At 43.7% G+C, this 17,994-nt stretch carries 13 protein-coding genes; 4 read left to right on the top strand and 9 right to left on the bottom strand.

The window, feature by feature from the left end; translation table 11 throughout:
- Positions 1-60: 60 nt before the first annotated feature.
- The 5 genes from AK824_RS10200 to AK824_RS10180 form a co-directional block, all read right to left on the bottom strand.
- Positions 61-1,014: a DMT family transporter gene (locus AK824_RS10200; protein WP_057761249.1), complete on the bottom strand. Its 954-nt coding sequence runs from the start codon at positions 1,012-1,014 to the stop codon at positions 61-63.
- Positions 1,015-1,313: 299 nt separating this feature from the next.
- A complete protein-coding gene (locus AK824_RS10195; RefSeq protein WP_082624631.1) occupies positions 1,314-2,060 on the bottom strand; it encodes a lysozyme inhibitor LprI family protein in 747 nt (248 codons plus the stop codon).
- Positions 2,061-2,066: 6 nt separating this feature from the next.
- Positions 2,067-2,714 (bottom strand): anthranilate synthase component II, encoded by a 648-nt coding sequence (locus tag AK824_RS10190; protein ID WP_057761245.1) that lies wholly within the window; start codon positions 2,712-2,714, stop codon positions 2,067-2,069.
- A 72-nt stretch (positions 2,715-2,786) separates the two neighbouring features.
- On the bottom strand, positions 2,787-4,205 hold the full coding sequence (locus tag AK824_RS10185) for an anthranilate synthase component I family protein (protein ID WP_057761244.1): 1,419 nt from the start codon (positions 4,203-4,205) through the stop codon (positions 2,787-2,789).
- A gap of 100 nt (positions 4,206-4,305) precedes the next feature.
- Positions 4,306-4,581 (bottom strand): Trp family transcriptional regulator, encoded by a 276-nt coding sequence (locus tag AK824_RS10180; protein WP_057761242.1) that lies wholly within the window; start codon positions 4,579-4,581, stop codon positions 4,306-4,308.
- A gap of 498 nt (positions 4,582-5,079) precedes the next feature.
- Between AK824_RS10180 and AK824_RS10175 the strand changes: the two genes are divergently transcribed.
- The 3 genes from AK824_RS10175 (at position 5,080) to AK824_RS10165 (ending at position 11,897) form a co-directional block, all read left to right on the top strand.
- Positions 5,080-7,182 (top strand): TonB-dependent receptor domain-containing protein, encoded by a 2,103-nt coding sequence (locus tag AK824_RS10175; RefSeq protein WP_057761240.1) that lies wholly within the window; start codon positions 5,080-5,082, stop codon positions 7,180-7,182.
- Between the two features lie 898 nt (positions 7,183-8,080).
- On the top strand, positions 8,081-10,402 hold the full coding sequence (locus tag AK824_RS10170; RefSeq protein WP_057761238.1) for a FepA family TonB-dependent siderophore receptor: 2,322 nt from the start codon (positions 8,081-8,083) through the stop codon (positions 10,400-10,402).
- Between the two features lie 163 nt (positions 10,403-10,565).
- On the top strand, positions 10,566-11,897 hold the full coding sequence (locus AK824_RS10165; RefSeq protein WP_057761237.1) for a PepSY-associated TM helix domain-containing protein: 1,332 nt from the start codon (positions 10,566-10,568) through the stop codon (positions 11,895-11,897).
- A 429-nt stretch (positions 11,898-12,326) separates the two neighbouring features.
- On the opposite strand, the gene AK824_RS10155 is transcribed toward AK824_RS10165, so the two are convergent.
- From AK824_RS10155 to AK824_RS10140, 4 genes are all read right to left on the bottom strand, one after another.
- Complete coding sequence (locus tag AK824_RS10155; protein WP_057761234.1) at positions 12,327-13,097, bottom strand: iron ABC transporter ATP-binding protein; 771 nt, start codon at positions 13,095-13,097, stop codon at positions 12,327-12,329.
- Between the two features lie 59 nt (positions 13,098-13,156).
- Complete coding sequence (locus tag AK824_RS10150) at positions 13,157-14,242, bottom strand: iron chelate uptake ABC transporter family permease subunit (RefSeq protein ID WP_057761232.1); 1,086 nt, start codon at positions 14,240-14,242, stop codon at positions 13,157-13,159.
- Positions 14,243-14,325: 83 nt separating this feature from the next.
- Positions 14,326-15,411 (bottom strand): ABC transporter permease, encoded by a 1,086-nt coding sequence (locus tag AK824_RS10145; RefSeq protein WP_156410709.1) that lies wholly within the window; start codon positions 15,409-15,411, stop codon positions 14,326-14,328.
- An 81-nt stretch (positions 15,412-15,492) separates the two neighbouring features.
- A complete protein-coding gene (locus tag AK824_RS10140; RefSeq protein ID WP_057761230.1) occupies positions 15,493-16,545 on the bottom strand; it encodes a siderophore ABC transporter substrate-binding protein in 1,053 nt (350 codons plus the stop codon).
- A 485-nt stretch (positions 16,546-17,030) separates the two neighbouring features.
- Between AK824_RS10140 and AK824_RS10135 the strand changes: the two genes are divergently transcribed.
- On the top strand, positions 17,031-17,990 hold the full coding sequence (locus AK824_RS10135) for an energy transducer TonB (protein ID WP_057761228.1): 960 nt from the start codon (positions 17,031-17,033) through the stop codon (positions 17,988-17,990).
- The last annotated feature ends 4 nt before the right edge of the window (positions 17,991-17,994 follow it).

Below are 17,994 nucleotides of genomic sequence, written 5' to 3'. Positions count from 1 at the left end.
TGGTTGGGGCTTTTTTTTATCGAAATAAATGGGATATATCTCAGATGGGAAGACAGTAAACTATACTTTTTGTCGTTGTTTTAACCAGCGAGGTACGCGAGTGGCGGTACCATTTAATACAGCATTTAATAAAGCTGCTAGCAAGATAAGTGCCACGCCTAGATATTGAATCCAAGACAAAGATTGATGCAGTAACAGCATCGCGAGCGCAATCGCAGTCAATGGCTCAAAAATCGTAAATACCGATGCACGAGTGGCAGGCAGCTTTTCCAATGCCTTCATATATAGCCCAAATGGTACGACGGTTCCCAATAATGACAATCCTAAAACATAGCCCCAAGTCATTAAGGGCAGACTCAATAACTGATCATAAGTGTTATAGGTCTCAGGCAAGAGCAGTAGTACGCCAGCACTAATGATAATGGAAGTGAAAAATACCAAAGGGGCAGGGTGAGCGTAATGCATCGCGCGCTTGCCCAATACGCCATATAACGAATAACACATCCCTGCTGATAGACCGAGTAAAATCCCCCAGTTAACTTTTGCTTGTTCACCTAACATGGTCAATCCCACACCAAACACTGCCATTAGGGCTAGCAACACTGATTTACGAGTGATGGACTCACTCAGTAAGAACTTCGAGAACAATAAACTAAATACAGGCGCGGTATAGAGTAAGGCAACGGCAGGGCCAGCACCGACATAACTAACCGCAAAAAAATAGCAAACCGACATACCAAGTACGCCTATCAAAGACTGCATCGCCAGTCCAAGCCATTGCTTTGGCTGCAATTTGATGAGGTGTGGCCACAGTTTTGGTAGCATGGCTAAAATAATAAAGGCCGCCGTGACAATGCGTAATATCGTTACCTGCCAACCACTAAAGCCAATTTGGTTGAGGTAAGTCGAGAATATACCCAACGTACCCCAGCAAACGGCTGCCGTGATGATTTGAATGGTGCCTAGCCATGATTGATGAGAGTGCGTCGTCATTCCGTTGTCGATGTTTGCCATACTGTTTTCTTCTTACGCTCTAAGTGACACAAGGTTTTTTAAGATTGCTATTGATACAATCTCTCCAAGCAATACTGAAATAAGAAAAGACAACCTAATTAAAGGCTGTCTTTTGTTTATTATTTTGAGTCTATCATTAAAAGATAATAAATGACTACTAGGGCGTATGCTAAATTCCATCAATAGTTATTTAAATGGCTAAAAAATGGCTAGCGTTTACTAAATAACCTAAACAATATCGAATCATTAACTCATATCATATTTGTGTTCGCATCACTTTTTTATTTCTATAGTCTTTGTTAATCAATCCATAAAAAGAATGTTTGCTCTCGGAGAGCATTTCGCTGAATAAAGCACACTTTTTCCACTTGGGTTCTTGGCAGATGATCCGTATCGGCTCCGCAATTTTTTGAGCGCTGCTTTATCCACTGAGTCTGCTCTTTTTTAAGATCAGCCGCCATATCCTCACCGTACAGGCGTCTGACTTCATTTCGCGTTACTCTATAGCTTTCATTCAATGCTTTATCAGACGTGTTATATATCTGATCAATCAGAACAGCTTGTGATGCTAATGGTAGATAAGTTGTGTTTTCTTTGTAGGCGGCACTATAGGTATCGACTGTCCATTTACTTCTTATAGATATCTCATGGTTTGATGTATCTATAAACCCGTCAAAATCTTCGCCCTCAAAGGTATAACCCTGAAATCGACACGGGGTCACGCCATCTTTACATAAGCTATGCTTGGTTTCCGCAGAGTAGTATTTAACAGCGTAGGGCGACTTACTAGGTTCTGGTGTTGTCTGCAATAGCCGTCCTAAATCGGGAGCGACCAGTAGCATATTGTTGCAAGTAACGCTTCCTTCTGCACAGCTCTCATAAAGGTTAAGACGTTGACCTTGGATGTCCATGCCCATTGTAAAGTTTGCCTGTACAGGAGCTACAGCCGAACTGACAGATGTCATTAGCGTTAAGCTCAAGAGCAACACAGTACGTCCGAGTAAGCTGGATGTATTTAGGCTTGAGCTAGACATGGAGACGGACATATAGGTTTACACCTGCAATAAAAAGTTACTCAGCAAACGCTTAGCACCTTCAGTGGCAAACGACTCAGGATGAAACTGTACGCCTTGGATTGGGTACTCTTTGTGCGCCAGTCCCATAATCTCATCACCAGTCAATGCTGACTCAGCAAAGCTCAATTCAGCACGGTTGTCATTAGCGACTACCGAGGTAATTGTCAGACAGCTTGGGATGGTGTCGGCTTTTACCACCAGTGAGTGATAGCGCATGATCTCAAGCTCTTGTGGCAAGCCTTGATAGATACCTGAGTTATCATGGCGAATTGATGAGACTTTGCCATGCATCGGTACACTGGCGCGTACCACGTCACCACCGAACACATGAGCAATGCCTTGCATACCTAGGCAGACGCCTAATAGCGGCACCGTTTTGCCCAGTGTCCCGATCACCTCTGCACAGATGCCAAAGTATGCGGGATCGTCAGGGGAGCCAGGGCCAGGTGAGATAATGATTCTATCAAGATTCATCGCTTCTACGTTTGCTAAGGTAATTTCGTTATTGCGCTTAACGATGACGCTAGCTTCTTTATCACTGTCTAAGGTTTGGAGAATCTCGCCTACATATTGGTAGAGATTAAAGGTAAACGAGTCGTAGTTATCGATAATTAAAACATTCATGGGTTATAAACTCTTTTGTAAAAATAGTGCTAGGTAAAATATGGTCAATTTATGCAGTACGTTTGGTATCCGTTATGATTGCATGAAGCTGTCTAACACGACTTTCATCGCCGATAGTTTGCGCTGAATCTCTAAGTATTCATCGGCTGGGTTTGAGTCGTAAACGTTACCGCCGCAAGTTTGGGCGTAGGCAGACTCGCCATTGATAAACAGACTGCGAATAGGAATGGCAAAGATACAATCACCATTGAAATTGAACGAGCCTAATGCACCACCGTAAGCACCGCGACCATCTGGCTCTAGCTCATTAATCACTTTAATGGCTTCTACTTTAGGTGCGCCTGATAGCGTCCCAGCAGGGAAGTTGCTAGCAAGGGCACTAAACATGTCTTCGTTAGGATGCAAGATACCAACGATTTCAGAAGAAATATGCTGCACGTGAGAGAAGCGTTTGATATCCATCAAGCTACGTACTTTTACCGTACCAAAACGTGCCACACGGCCAATATCATTACGATGTAGGTCGACCAACATATTGTGCTCGGCAATTTCTTTATCATCGTTGAGCAAGGCGCGGGCAAGCTTACGGTCCTCGATTACGTCCGCACCTCGCTTGGCAGTCCCTGCAAGCGGATAGGTTTCCATTTCACCCTGACGCAAGCGGAATAGCAGCTCAGGAGAAGCGCCAATGATGCACTGCTGCGCAAATTTCATAAAATACATGTGCGGTGATGGATTGACAGCGCGCAGTTTTTCATAAATCGGCATCTTGTCACCAGCGATACGATATTTAGACTTAAAACCTACCTCACACTGAAAGATACGCCCAGCGATGATGTCTTCTTTGACTTGCATGACGACATTGGCATGCTCCTCTTGGCTCATACCATCGCCCAAAAATTCAACTTTAGGCGCTTCATAGCTAGGCGTTGGCTCATCGAGTAGGGCTTTGATTTGCTCGATGCGGTTTTCTTGTTGAGCGGTTGGGTAATAAAAGTAGAAGATTTCCCCAGTCATCTTATCTAGGGTCAATCCATCTAAATACACGCCAAACTTAAATGGTTCAAAGTCTTCACTGGCTTTTGCATTGAGGCTAGGTTCAAAGAAGTTCACGCAGTCATAACCCAAATACCCGACCAGACCACCGCTTTGATCGCGGGCAATGACATGCTGCGGTGTTATGTCACGCAGCAGTTGATAAGGGTTGTCGGTTTGATAGCAGCTTGTTTCAGCAGTTTTATTGTCGGTAATAGCAAGCGTGTTGCGGTCTAAGGCTGCGATAGTCGTCACAGGATCAAAGCCGATCGCATGATGGCGCGAGATGTGGCTGTCTTCGCCCAATGATTCGAGTAAATAGCAGGTATCAAACGCGCTTTCGATACGCTTGAATAATGCAAAAAAATCGATATCTTGCGTCAGTTTGATGCGTTGTGGTTTGCTCGGAATATCGATAGGAGCAGGGTTGGTCTGTGTGCGAGTACTAGAGGTCATAACAAAGTCCGAAATGGTTCAAATATGTGTTGATTAATAATTGTTGATTAATAAGTGTGGGAGTCGTCAGTAAAAAGCTAGATAGTATCGTCGTCAGAGGCTAAGAGCGGTCTCTATGAGTGGCCAGTAACGCGCTGACATCATGGCTTTGCTTGGCCTTGGCACCACGAGAGACAGTGGCGATACCAACGCCTAGCTGCTCAGAGATATCACGTTGGGTGATGCCACGATCTAGCAAGTCAAAAATGCGAATACGATTGGCGATGTCATGCTGTTCTTTATCGGTCAGCAAGGCACTGAGCAGCTTTTCGATATCTGCGCTATCAGTACAGTTGGTCAAATGTTTCACTAAGCTCTGATAAGGATCGGTAGTCATAATAGGTCATCTTAGCCAAAGAAAATAGATAGGTCGCTTGTTGAGCGATTTTTCGCTGAGAACCATCTTGTTTCAGTATTCTAGTACAGTAGTACAAGAAATACAAGTGATAAGTTGAGTTAATAGCAGGCTGCTGTAGAAGTGATGATTTTTAAGCCTTGTTTATACAGATTCAACTCGTAGTCATTGTCATATTTGATAGCATATTTATAGTTGGTACCAAGCGTTGCTGTGTTTCCTTGGCATACTAAGCACTAGAATTGAGAATGTATGATATTAATTATTGCCAAATTGTTAATACTTAGTTATTATGCCTCTCATTATTTAAACGCTAATTATTATCATTAACATTAATCATGTTATTCGCACGATGAGTTAAGTGTTTTAAGGTATTTAATCTTCTGGTGGGCACTATTTTAAAGGTTGTTTGACGATAGCCTTTAAAAATAATTCTAAAAATTCTAATTTCTGACAGTAAACAAAGTGAGTAAATGTGTTATGCGCGAAGTAAAGTTATCTAGTCAATTGACAGTATTGTCTATCGGTGTCGCCGCTGTATTGTGGACGCAAGCGGCCAGTGCCGCAACGGCAGCAGATATGCCAAACACGACATTGCAGACTATCACTGTAACAGCAAATAGCTCAGTACGTGACGCTGTACAAGAAGACTCTGTCTACATAGATGACTACACCCCAGCTGCACAAGCCAGCCATTTGAGCGATTTTCTGGACGTTGTACCAGGAGTAAGCGTGGGTGGTACTTCATCAGTCAACCAACGTATTCGTGTACGCGGTCTTGATGATACCAATCTAAAAGTAACAATTGATGGCGCACGTCAAGAAGGCGCGTTGTTCTACCATATGGGTGATGTCACTATTGATCCAGATCTGCTAAAACAAGCAGAAGTATCAGTGGGCAATAACTCAGTAACGCTAGGCAATGATGCCATCGGCGGTGCGGTTGCTTTTGAGACAGTCGACGCGGCAGATTTACTTAAGCCAGGTCAAAAGGTAGGTGCTAAGCTACATACAGGTTATGCTAGCAACAATGATGAACTGCTAACTTCAGCCACTGTGTATGGTGCGCCAACAGAAAATGTTGATTTGCTAGCTTATTATGGTAAACGCAATGCGGACGCTGGTGAAGACGGTAAAGGCCGTAAAATCCAAACGGAAGACAGCGAAGGCGAAAACATCCTATTAAAAGCTGGTGCTTATGTCGGTAGTGATCATCATGTAGGGGCTAGCTTTAGCCGTACCGAAAACAAAGGCAAGTTCCCATTACGTCCAGATTTTCCTGCTGGTGGCTGGAACCCAATCATCCCGCAGGAAGTCAAACGCGATACCTATGCGCTTGACTACGCATATAGTCCTGCCAACCAATTGGTCAATGTAGATGCCAATGTATATCAGACCAGCACGCAGATTTTGCGTAACTCTGATGGCGTACCTGGGTTTGAGTTTGATGCAGAAGTCCAAACCACAGGCGCAAAAGTACAAAACACCAGTATTGTTGATAGCAGTATCATCAACGGTGTGCCAGGGGTTCATAAGTTAATCGCTGGAGTTGAGCATTACAAAAAAGAATCTGACTATAGCAGTGTTCAACGAGGTACAACTATACCAGTTGCTGGTACAGATGAAGCAACCAATACTTCTGTGTATCTAGAAGACCAATGGCAAATGGGTAAGCTTAGCTTAACGCCAGGCATCCGTTATGACCGTTATGAGTCTCCAGAGTATGTATCAGCTGGCAAGACTTATGACAATGTCGTTGGCGCATTGGCTGCTAGCTATGAGATTGCACCGCGCACCCAGCTATTTGCAAGCTATACTCAGTTATTTAATGGTCCAGATCTTAGCCAAACGATTTTTAACACTGATGGCGCTGATACGTATGTGAACAATGACCTAAAAGCAGAAGAAGGTGACAATGCAGAAGTCGGTATTGCTACAACGCTGCGTGGTCTGACTATGGCTGATGACTCTTTAAAATTAAGTGCTAAGTACTTTGAAACCAATATCGAAAACTATATTGAGTTTGTACGTGCAGGTGGTAGTAGAACTGGCATGAATTGCACAACTGGGCAACTAGGTACAAGTGCTGCCCCTGAAGCCTGCCAAGGTGTCATCAATAATGATGAAGATTTCAAAATCAAAGGTGTAGAGCTATCAGCCGATTATCGCGCAGATAACTTCAACATGGGTCTAAGCTATGCTCGTGCACGTAGCAAAGGCGAAGATACAGGTTACAATATCTCTTCTGTCAGTGGCAGTGGCTCTGAGTCTGGCGATAAGTACATGGTCAACTTGGGTTACGCTCCAACCAATACTACTGAGCTTGGCTGGCGCAGTACTTATGTCGCCGATGTGACACCGAATACCGCTGGTGATGACAACGAAAAACCAGGCTATGATGTGCACGATATCTTCATGACTTACACGCCAACTCAAATCCAAGGTTTGAAGGCCACGCTAGGTGTATACAACATCTTTGATGAGACTTATGCAAGCCATGCGTCACGTAACTCTATCGATGATGCCTATACTGATTTTGAAATGGGACGTAATATCAAAACGTCTTTAACTTATCAGTTCTAATCTAGCTTATCGAATTTAAGTCTAATCGTACTTATAAAGTCAGCTGTCTTATACGGGAGCTGGCTTTTTTTACGAGATTTTTGAGAGTGCGATTTATCTAAGAGTAGATGTTAAGTTGCTCGTTTGGTAGAAGGTGAAGCTACCGTATAAATAGCATATGAGTTAAATCGTATGCGAGTCGTATGCGAGCACTATGCCAATACTCTAAACAACAGCGAGCTATCATCGAAGCTCATTTATATCTTTCAAATTATCAGGAAATGATTGTGAATGAATACGGGCATAGAGTAATCAAACGTCGAAATTCTGAAGCTGACGCATAATGTTTTTAACTGGCCGAATTATCATATTGGAAATATCGATAAGGTTTGACAGTGTAGCGCTTATACAACTGAAACTAACAGGCATTTCTATAAATATATTGAGCATCCATTAAACCGTTAACTGAACCACATATAAGAATGCAAACATTAATGATAATTATTATCATTAATGTTTGCATTCTTATATGTATCTTGCTAAAGTGTGTTTCGTTCATTACAGAACAGTTAATGGCCCTTTGCTCTATTCCATTTATAGAGACTTTTTAAACTAAATATTTAATTCGTTGACTAATGACAGTTACAGCGTCATCAAACTTTTAACCCTACTCAGTACATACCCTTATTCGTTTACTCTCAATAGCTAAGCCTCTTGGCGATATTTTAGTCATGTTTTTATAACACATATATTTACGGACACGTCTATCCGACAATCGTATGTCAATTTTAGACGTTTATTTATGTGTACTTGCACCGAGAATGCATCCGAAGCATTGCATAAAAAGTGGCTAAAACCATTCACTGACGATGAGATAAACAGGTATTAACGAAATTGTGCGCTTCAAGGAATATTACTTATGTCAAACCAATCAGGTTGCTCTGATTTCTCAGTCATCACTTCTCCAAAAAAACTTCAACGCGTCGTGACTGGTAAGCTTTTACTAAGTATCGCTGTGACTTCTATTCTTAGTAGTACTGCTTTTGCTGCCGAGGGTGATGAGGTAGCTGTGCAAGGGGCGACCGACCAAGAAGCTGTGCCTACAGCTACATTGGATACAATTGTGGTGCGGGCAGCAAGGGACGAGCTAGAACAAGCAGCAGGGCTGTCTATTATTAGTGAAGAAGCCATCGAAAAAGCATCAGTTTCTAATGATATCTCGGAAATTGTACGTAAGATGCCAGGTGTGAATTTGTCGGGTTCATCAACGTCAGGTCAGCGTGGTAACCAACGTCAAATTGATTTGCGTGGTATGGGGCCAAATAATACACTTATCTTAATTGACGGTCGTCCTGTCACTTCTCGCAATTCCTCACGACCTAGTCGTGGGAGTGAGCAAGACACGCGTGGTGACTCGCAGTGGGTACCACCAGGCGCTATCGAAAGCATCGAAGTATTGCGTGGTCCAGCAGCAGCCCGTTATGGCTCTGGTAGTATGGGCGGCGTGGTAAATATCATTACTAAGAGCCCGACTGAGCCAGAGTTTTCTATCAGTGGTCACTATGAGGCACCAGAGAGCGATCTAGAAGGCAGTAGCTGGCGTACCAATATCAATATGGCAGGTGCCTTGACAGATAAGCTGTCCTCGCGTACCACTCTTGGTTATCACGATAGTGAAGGCGATGATCCTTATATCAATGCCAAAGATGCACAGATTGTTGATGGGCGCAGTGGTCCGGCTGCCTCGGTAGCGGCAGGTACTGAAGGTGTCGAAAATATCGATGTACGTCAATTGTTCGAATACGCGATGGATGCGATAAATACTGTCGGTTTTGAAGTAAATTATAGCCGTCAAGAAAACCGCTGGGCGGGTGACTCGTTGTTCCAATCAGTGAATGAAACGTTAATAGACGAATTAGACGGCGAAACAACGAGCAAAATGCAACGCTATGGTGCGGCGATCACGCACCGAGGTGAATATGATGACGCTAGTAGTAACAGTTTTGTAGAGTATACTCGGACAATTAATGAGCGCTTGGGTGAAGGTAGTGCGGGTGGTGGCGAAGGACAGATTGTCCTACCTGACGACGGCGAGGATTTTAAATGGACAGAGGCGACTTATGATACGCTGAATGCTAAATCAGAATGGGATATTTACTTTGATCGTCATACCTTGACTGCTGGTGCAGAGTTTCGCGGCGAGAAGCTGGATAACCCTGTGGTATCTGATTTGGCATTTGCAGAGGGTTTTGATTTTGGTGATGTAGAGACCGACCCTGAACAGCGTGATCCAACCTCGGATGCCTACCTGATCGGTGCTTATTTAGAAGATAACTACGAGATCACACCTGACTGGTATGTGACTCCAGGTCTACGCTTCGACTATCATAGCGAGGCTGGTAGTAATTGGTCGCCTAGTATCAATACTACTTGGCACTTTAGTCCTGATTGGTCAGTGAAAGGCGGCGTCAGTCGTGCGTTTAAAGCCCCTTCATTATATCAGCTTGATCCAAACTATATTTACTATACTGGTGGCAATGGTTGTCCATCTTGGGTACCTGCTGATGAAAGAGGTTGCCATGTATTAGGGAACCCTGACCTAGAAAATGAGACATCTTGGAATAAAGAGATCACCTTTACTTATGATGATGGCACTGGACTGAATGCAGGCTTGACTTATTACCACAATGCCTATGATAACCGCATTGGCGCTGGTACAGATCGTGTGGCGGTAGATCCAGCGACAAATCGTTCTATCTTTCAATGGGACAATCAAGGTGAAGCAATTGTCGAAGGTTTAGAAGGTTTTGTACAAGTACCAGTCACTGACAATGTTTCGTGGTCTACCAATATCACCGGTAACATCCGCTCAGAGCGAAAAGACAATGGCGAGCCATTATCGCTCATTCCTAAGTTCACTGTGAACACGGGTGTGGATTGGGATATTACGCCTCGCTGGAATGCCGACTTTGATGTGAGCTACTATGGCACGATTGAAGCCCCTACGATTTCAGTTACGACTGGAGAAGATAGTGGTGACCCGTTGCTTGATCGCGAACCGTATGCCATTGCCAATGTGAGCACTCGCTATGATCTGACAAAAGCGATTACTGTTGGTGCTGGTATCAAAAACTTATTTGATGAGGGTGTTTATCGTGAGGGTACCGCTACGAACGCAGGTGCACGTACGTTCAATGAACCTGGTCGTACTTATGTGTTCGACGTTAGCGTTGATTTTTAGGAGGTAGACACAGGGTTTTTTAAATTAGAAAAAGGTCTGAGCTATTTGCTTAGACCTTTTGTGTTGTTAGGGCAGGTTCTCATTTTCAAAATAAGCCTATGCCCCCGTAAATATTTTTAATAATTCAATAACTTACTATCACAATATAACAGCAGATTTATTTATGTCATTTAATTTTCGCTATAGCTGTCTTTGGATTCACCGTTATACTGGGCTTGCCATGGCAGCGTTTTTAATTATCACTGGTATTACTGGCACGTTATTGGCATTTCATGACGAGCTAGACGATATCTTCAACCATAAACTGGCTCAGGTCGAAAAACAAAGTGCATCACATCTGCCTATTGCCGAGCTTCATGATAAGGTCATCAGTGCGTACCCTCAATATGCTTTTTCTAGCATGCCAACCTCGATAGCAGCAGAGAGGTCAGCCGTATTTTCGGTAGATAGAGCACGAGGAAAAGCCGCCCAAAACCAACCAAAAGCACCGTTTCAACAGGTTTATGTCCACCCTTATACTGGCGATATCATTGGTACTCGTGATAGAGATGAGTGGGCATGGCACAACACCATGTGGAAAGTGTTTTGGTTACATCGCGATTTATTATTGGGTGATATTGGAAAATTGCTACTAGGGATTGTCGCGCTCGTATGGACAATTAATTGCTTTATTGGCTTTTACTTAACGTTTCCTAGAGCGATCAAGAAAAAAGCACAGAATCAAACCTCGCCTAAAAAACGTGCCTCATTTTTGAAACGTTGGCTACCAGCGTGGAAAATTCGTACCAAAAGTAATATGTTTAAATTGAATTATGATCTACACCATGCCTTTGGGCTGTGGTTATGGCTCATGCTGTTTGTCATCGCGTGGTCGAGTGTTGGTTTTAACCTAAGAGAGGTCTATCAACCTGTGATGCATGCTGTCGTAGGGCTTGAGGGAAGAGATGAAAGACAGGAGAACTCAAGAAAACCATCAGAAAAAACGGAGCAGGCTTCTGGTGTAGAAACAGCAACTAGGGTTAAGGCTGTAAGCAATGAGGCTGTCGATGTCGAGGCTGTTGATGTGGTCAACAAAGCCAATAGCATTGCTTATTTGAGTGAGCAGGCAAATACCGTTGCCCAAAGCAAGGGTATGCTAGTACGGGAGTTTTTAGGCATACGCTGGATTGAGGATGAGGGTCAATGGCAGCTGCGCTTTAAAACAGATAAGGATATTGGTAAAAAAGGCGGTGCATCATCCATCACGGTCAATGCAAAAACGGGTAGCGTTGAACAGGTGAACTTTGGCTACCAAAACTCATCATTTGGTAGCAAAACCAACAATTGGTTGATGACTTTACATATGGGTCATATTGGCCATGGCATCGGCCACTTACTGTATCAAATATTTTTAGCACTGGTAGGTTTGGCTGTGACAGTGTTGTCCATTACGGGCGTCTATCTATGGTGGAAAGGTCGACAGCAACGACTTAAAGCGTCGCAAAAGGGTAGGTAATATAGTGATATTTCTAGGGTATATTTTTATTTAGATAGCTATCTGTTGAATCAAAGGTATGCCCTAGTTATAAATTTAATTGCAAGAATATTGTGTATGCTATCGAGACAGTAAAAATGAAGAAAGCAAACGTTTCACCTATCATGACCCATCTATGCCAACTACTATTTTCATCATAGTTCTTTGTGTAATCTACTGAAGAAATGTCTTGAGTAAAATCCATAGGAATAACCACTAATCTTAGACCATATAAGGTCATTCCTAACCAAAAAAAGGTATTTGATATATCCTTATTTAGAGCATAATAAATGAACAGGCAAAGGCTAATCACTAAAATTAATAGAGATAGGTTTTTGTAGTTTATCCATCGATTATTTAATAGCGCTCTATGCATCTATAGTTTCTTTTATTATTTGCGAAATTCTTTATTTAAACCGTATCAACAATCACTGGACGACCCTGATGACTTAGGACAGTGACATCGACGTTATATAAATCTTTCATCGTCTCTTTAGTAATAACATCAGCAGGACGACCAACAGCCGTCACTTCTCCTGCTTTCATCGTAACCACAGTATCCGCAAACTGTGCCGCTTGGTTGATATCATGCAGGACTATTACCACGGTTTTTTGCTGATTATGGCTAAGCTGGCGTAGCTCACGCATGAGTCGACCAGCATGATACATATCTAGGTTGTTCAGTGGCTCATCGAGCAATAAATAAGGCGTATCTTGGCAGACAATCATGGCGATCAGCACGCGCTGTCGCTGTCCACCCGATAGCGTTGACAAGAAACGCTCGGCAAGTGGCTCAAGCTCAAAGCGTTCGAGGATTTCCTGTACTTTTTGCTGATCGTCAGCGGTCGGTTGTCCTTGATGATAAGGGTAACGACCAAACATCAGTAGCTCATGTACGCGCAGGCGTCCTTGTACATGGTTATCTTGCCCGAGCATAGCGACCGTCTTGGCCAGCGTCCGCGCCTGACAGCTGACAATATCACGCTCTTCATTATCTACAGCGAAGCTCACCTGCCCAGATTGTAGCGGCTGCAAGCGAGCCATAACAGAAAACAACGTAGACTTCCCAGCGCCATTAGGACCAATCAAAGCAATTACCTGCGCCGTTGGTAGGGACAGCGTAATGTCATGCAAGATTTGTTGTTTGCCAATATGGTGAGAGATATTATTCAGTTTAATCATAGTCAGTCTTATTTAAAAAAGTCTTAGGGTCTTCTCTATCAACAGCATCAGCTAAATAGTTATAAAGAACGACGTTGGGACATAAATATCAATGCTAAGAACATCAATCCGCCCGCCAGCTCTATCACGACGGACAATACGCCTGCCATATCTAGCACTTGCTCAAAGATAGTTTGCCCCAGCACCAAGCAAATCATAGCGACCAAACTGACCAATATTAGCCGCTCGGTGTGATACATATGTCGCGCGATACGATTGGTCAATGCGCAAACCAATAGACCAAAGAAAGTCACTGGACCGACCAGTGCCGTGGCTGTGGCAACCAGTACAGCGATGACAGTTAATAGACCAAATGCCAGACGTTGATAGTTGATACCAAGGTTGATGGCCTGTGCTTGTCCGAGCATCAACACATCGCACTGGTAACGCCAGCGCCACACAAATATCGCAGTGATAGCACAGATAAATAAGCTGATACCTAGTAGCTGAGGATTGACCGTATTGAACTGCGCGTAGCTAGCGGACTGTACGACCACAAAATCATCAGGGTTTATCAGCCGTGCAATGAGTGCTGATAAACTGCGAAACAACACGCCAAAGATAACCCCCACCAAGATTAGCCGCGTCAGATCCTGACTGCTTTTAGAAAATAATAGCTTAAACAATAATAAAGATGCCCCAAACATCAGGACAATCTCTAACGTGAATTTGGCAATAGGATCGAGACTGGTAAAGCTAATCGCACCTAAAAAGAAAACCAGTAAGCTCTGCAACAGAACATAGAGTGAGTCAAACCCGAGTAGGGAAGGCGTTAGAATTGGATTGTGAGTCAACGTCTGAAACAGTAACGTCGACACGCCAATCGCATAGCCAACCACCATCAATGCCAGCAGTTTTTTGCCGCGTAATGGTAGCGCAAAGTCCCAATAGCCATTGACATTGAGTGTCATAAACAAGGTCATCGAGATAAGTAGAATAATAGCTGCTATGGATTTTGGATGGGCAGCTATCCATGTCCAAAGCTTTGCCAACTGACCTTGTGCGGCAGCTGAATACTGACCATCTGCTGAAGATGAGTTATCTATCGCTGTGCTGGTTTTGGTAGCATCAGTCTTGGTAGAAGTAAGCTTAGTTGATGAGAACATACAAAAATCCTATGGTGCCAAGCTCTAGTAAAGCCAAAAATGAACGGTGGTAAGTGAGCCTTAAAAGGTTGACACTCATGATGCTACTGCTCAGAGGGCGCTCGCAATAACAGCCATAAAAACAGCACCGTACCAACCACACCAAAAATAGTGGCGACCGGCACTTCAAACGGATAGCGAATAGAGCGCCCGATAATATCGCACAGTAATACAGCTGAAGCACCCAGTAGCGCGACTGCTGGCAAGCTGCGACGTAACTTGTCACCCATCAATCGGCTCACGATGTTTGGCACGACCAAACCAATAAAAGGAATCATACCTACAGTCACGACGACGACCGCACTCATCATGGCGACCATACCTACGCCAATCCAAGTGACCTGACGCTTACTGATACCTAGGTTCAAGGCGATATTGTCACCCAAACCGACGATGGTCAGCTTGTCGGCAATGATATAGGCCAATACGCACAGCGCGCCCGTCAGCCATAACAGCTCATAGCGCCCTGCCAATACGCCCGAAAAATCCCCAAACTGCCAAACACTCAGCAGCTGCAGTGATTCAGTTTGATAAGCGATAAAGGTAGTGACTGCTTCAATAATGCCGCCGAAGACAATACCAATCAGTGGAATCATCAAAAAATCAGTGGGCGGAATGCGGTGAATCAGCAGCATAAATAGCATCATGCCAAAAACGGCAGCGATGGTTGCCACGCCCATTTTGACAATGAGCGCACTGGCAGGGAACAGTAAACTGACCACCAGCAAACCAAGTGCAGCGCTCTGAGTTGCACCAACCATGGACGGCTCTACAAAGCGGTTTTTTAGCACCACTTGGATAATCATCCCAGCCACTGCCATTGCAATACCAGTCAAAATAATGGCAATAGTGCGCGGTATACGGCTAACCAATAGCAATGAGCTATCGGAGTTGGCACTCTGAGTCAGCAGACTCTGCAAGATACCTGACCACGAAAAGTCAGCCACACCAATAGATAAGCTCAATAACACTAAAAGCCCCATAAGAATGAGGCTTGCTGTATTGATGAACCACGGTGGTACGACAGTACGTCGATGTAACGCATTGCCAGTACCGCTCTGCCAGCTTGACGCTGATGGAGCAGTACTGGATTTGAGCCTAGCATGAGTACGGGGTGAAAATAACGACATAATCTCTACTGGCTTAAAAATGAGCAGGGTTAACGGTAATAATACTTACTTGTGCAACAATCGTTTGTATAAGCAATGACGTTATTTAGCATTAGTAAAAGCATCTTTAATTGTCGTTAGATCCTGCATCCACTGGTAGTAGCCGCCAAATGCTAAGTAAGAATCTGGGCTCAAATAAACCACTTGCTGCTTGCTCCATGCATTGCTCTGGGCAACCAATGGATTGTCTAATACGGCCTTGGCACCAATACCGTCTTCACCAATTGCAGCACTACGGTCGATGACAAATAACCAATCTGGATTGGCTTTTTGGATGTATTCAAACGATATAGGCTGACCATGAGGCGCATCGGCAATTTTGTCATCTGCCATTGGTACACCTAACACAGTATGGATAAAACCATAGCGAGACTTGTCACCATAGGCTGACATTTTATTGCCATTGACCATGACGACTAGGCCAGTGCCTTTATTTTCTTTTGTTAGACTTTTGGTCTCAGTGATGAGTCCATCAATGTTCTGTTGTAGCTTAGCTGCTTGATCGCTTTTACCAAACAATGCACCTAAATCATGCAGGCGCTGTTTGCTTGACTCATAGATATTGGCTGTATCAATACTCATGTCCAATGTCGGCGCGATACTTGATAGCTCGTCGTATTTTTCTGCCATGCGTGAACCGACCAAAATAGCTTGCGGTTGCATTGCATTCAACGCTTCAAGATCTGGCTCAAACACAGTACCTACCGATTTTGGATCAGGTTGCGTCTCTGAGTGTAGATTCTTTAGTAATAGACCACCAGGCATACCATCGACCGCCACATCTAGCGCGGCCAAGTCTTGCATCAACGTCATATCATAAACGACAAGTGGCGATGGGTTCATAGCCAGCTCAACATCACCTTTTACAGTATTGACCATGATTTTCTCAACAGATACAGCGTCGTTATTAGCAACGTTCTGTGATTCATCAGCCGTTGGGTTTTCAGTTTTGGCGTCTGCTGGCTCAGAGTCATTGGATTCAGGCGAGCTACATCCTGCCACTACGGTAGCTAACAAAGCTGTCATGGCGGCAGTCAATAATGGACGTTTGAAAAAAGAGGCGGTAGGTCTGCTAGATAATAAAGGTGTCGGCATAATGAACTCGGTCTATCAAAAAATGTTTAAGCAATTGTCTAAGGTAATTGCAAATGAATGACGCTAAAAATATTAAGTCTGAAAGATGCTTGAGATAAAAAGCATAAAATAAATAGTCTACTTAGTACCAATTACTAACTTTTTATACGAATAGTTTTTATAAAAATAGTTTGGGTAGACAATACAGCGGTTATAATAAAGTAGTTGAGACTCATTATCAATATAAATGATAATGGTTTTTATTAACAGTAATTGCTATATTAAAGGCAACGTATTATTTGATGAAAAGATAAGGTTCATAGTAATGAAATCTAAAGTAGATAACGTTCATAAAAATGAGTGTTGCGATAGGTAAAACTATTAAGCAATATTACGTGTCAGAGATGTATTAAATAATGAAAATATTGTAAATTATTATTGATAATAATTATCGTTTGCATTATTATCTACGCCATTCTACTCTGAGTAATAAACATTAGGCTGTTATGAGTTCAACGGATTTAGACGCGCCACCACTTAAGTCGTTATTGCTAGCTATTGTTGCAGTCTTAGGACTCCATGTGCTTGCCGCAATTGCACTAGTGGCAATAAAAACGCCTGAACTCAAACCTGAGCTAAAAAAAGAGATGTCACCACTTGAGATAAAGTTTGTGTCATTACCGGCAAAAACGGTCTCAACTGAAATAGAAAAGCAAACAGTCACAGCCAAAAAAGAAGTACAGCCTGAGGTACAAGTTCAGCCAGCGCCGCAACCTGAACCAAAGCCTAAAAAGCCGGTTAAACAACCAACAGAGACACCAGTAAAACCAAAAGAGCCTGTTGTAAAAAATGTAGAGCCGAAAGTGACGCCTGTGATAGCGTCAGAAAAGCCTCGTCCTGATACCAGTCAAAAAGTAGCCCCAAAAGAGCCGCTACCGAAGCCAAAGGTTGATAACTCAGCAGCTGAAGCACAACGTCAAGCAGCTGCCCAAGCTGAATCAGAGCGACAAGCCAGAAAAGCTGAGCAAGAGGCGCAAGCTAGGGCAGAGCAAGAAGCTAGAAGAGTCACTGATGCCAAAGCTGCCGCTCAGGCGAAGGCTGCCGCAGAGGCCGCCGCTGCACAAGCAAGAGCTGAGGCGGAAGCAGCAGCTGCTTTAGCACAGAGCAATGAGCCTGTGAGCTTTACTGCTAGCTCAGCCAACTGGGCATCTGCGCCAAACTTTAGTTTCCCTGAGCGCGCTGCACGTAGAGCCCGTTCTGGTGATACGCTCAACGTTGTCTTGGTATTACGAGTCAACAAGCAAGGCGGCATCGATAACGTGCGAGTTGCTCAATCATCAGGTAATCCGCTAGTAGACAAAGAGGCCAGACGTCAAGTGCGATCGGGCAAGTTCAAACCCTTTACTAAGAATGGCGTACCCGTGGTAGGTGATGTGACCCTACCGATCAGTTACGCAGTTCCTTGATAGT

This window comes from Psychrobacter sp. P11G3, from assembly GCF_001435845.1.
Lineage (GTDB): Bacteria > Pseudomonadota > Gammaproteobacteria > Pseudomonadales > Moraxellaceae > Psychrobacter.
Note: the sequence above shows the minus strand (reverse complement) of the source record. Positions and strands in the feature narration are given on the sequence as shown.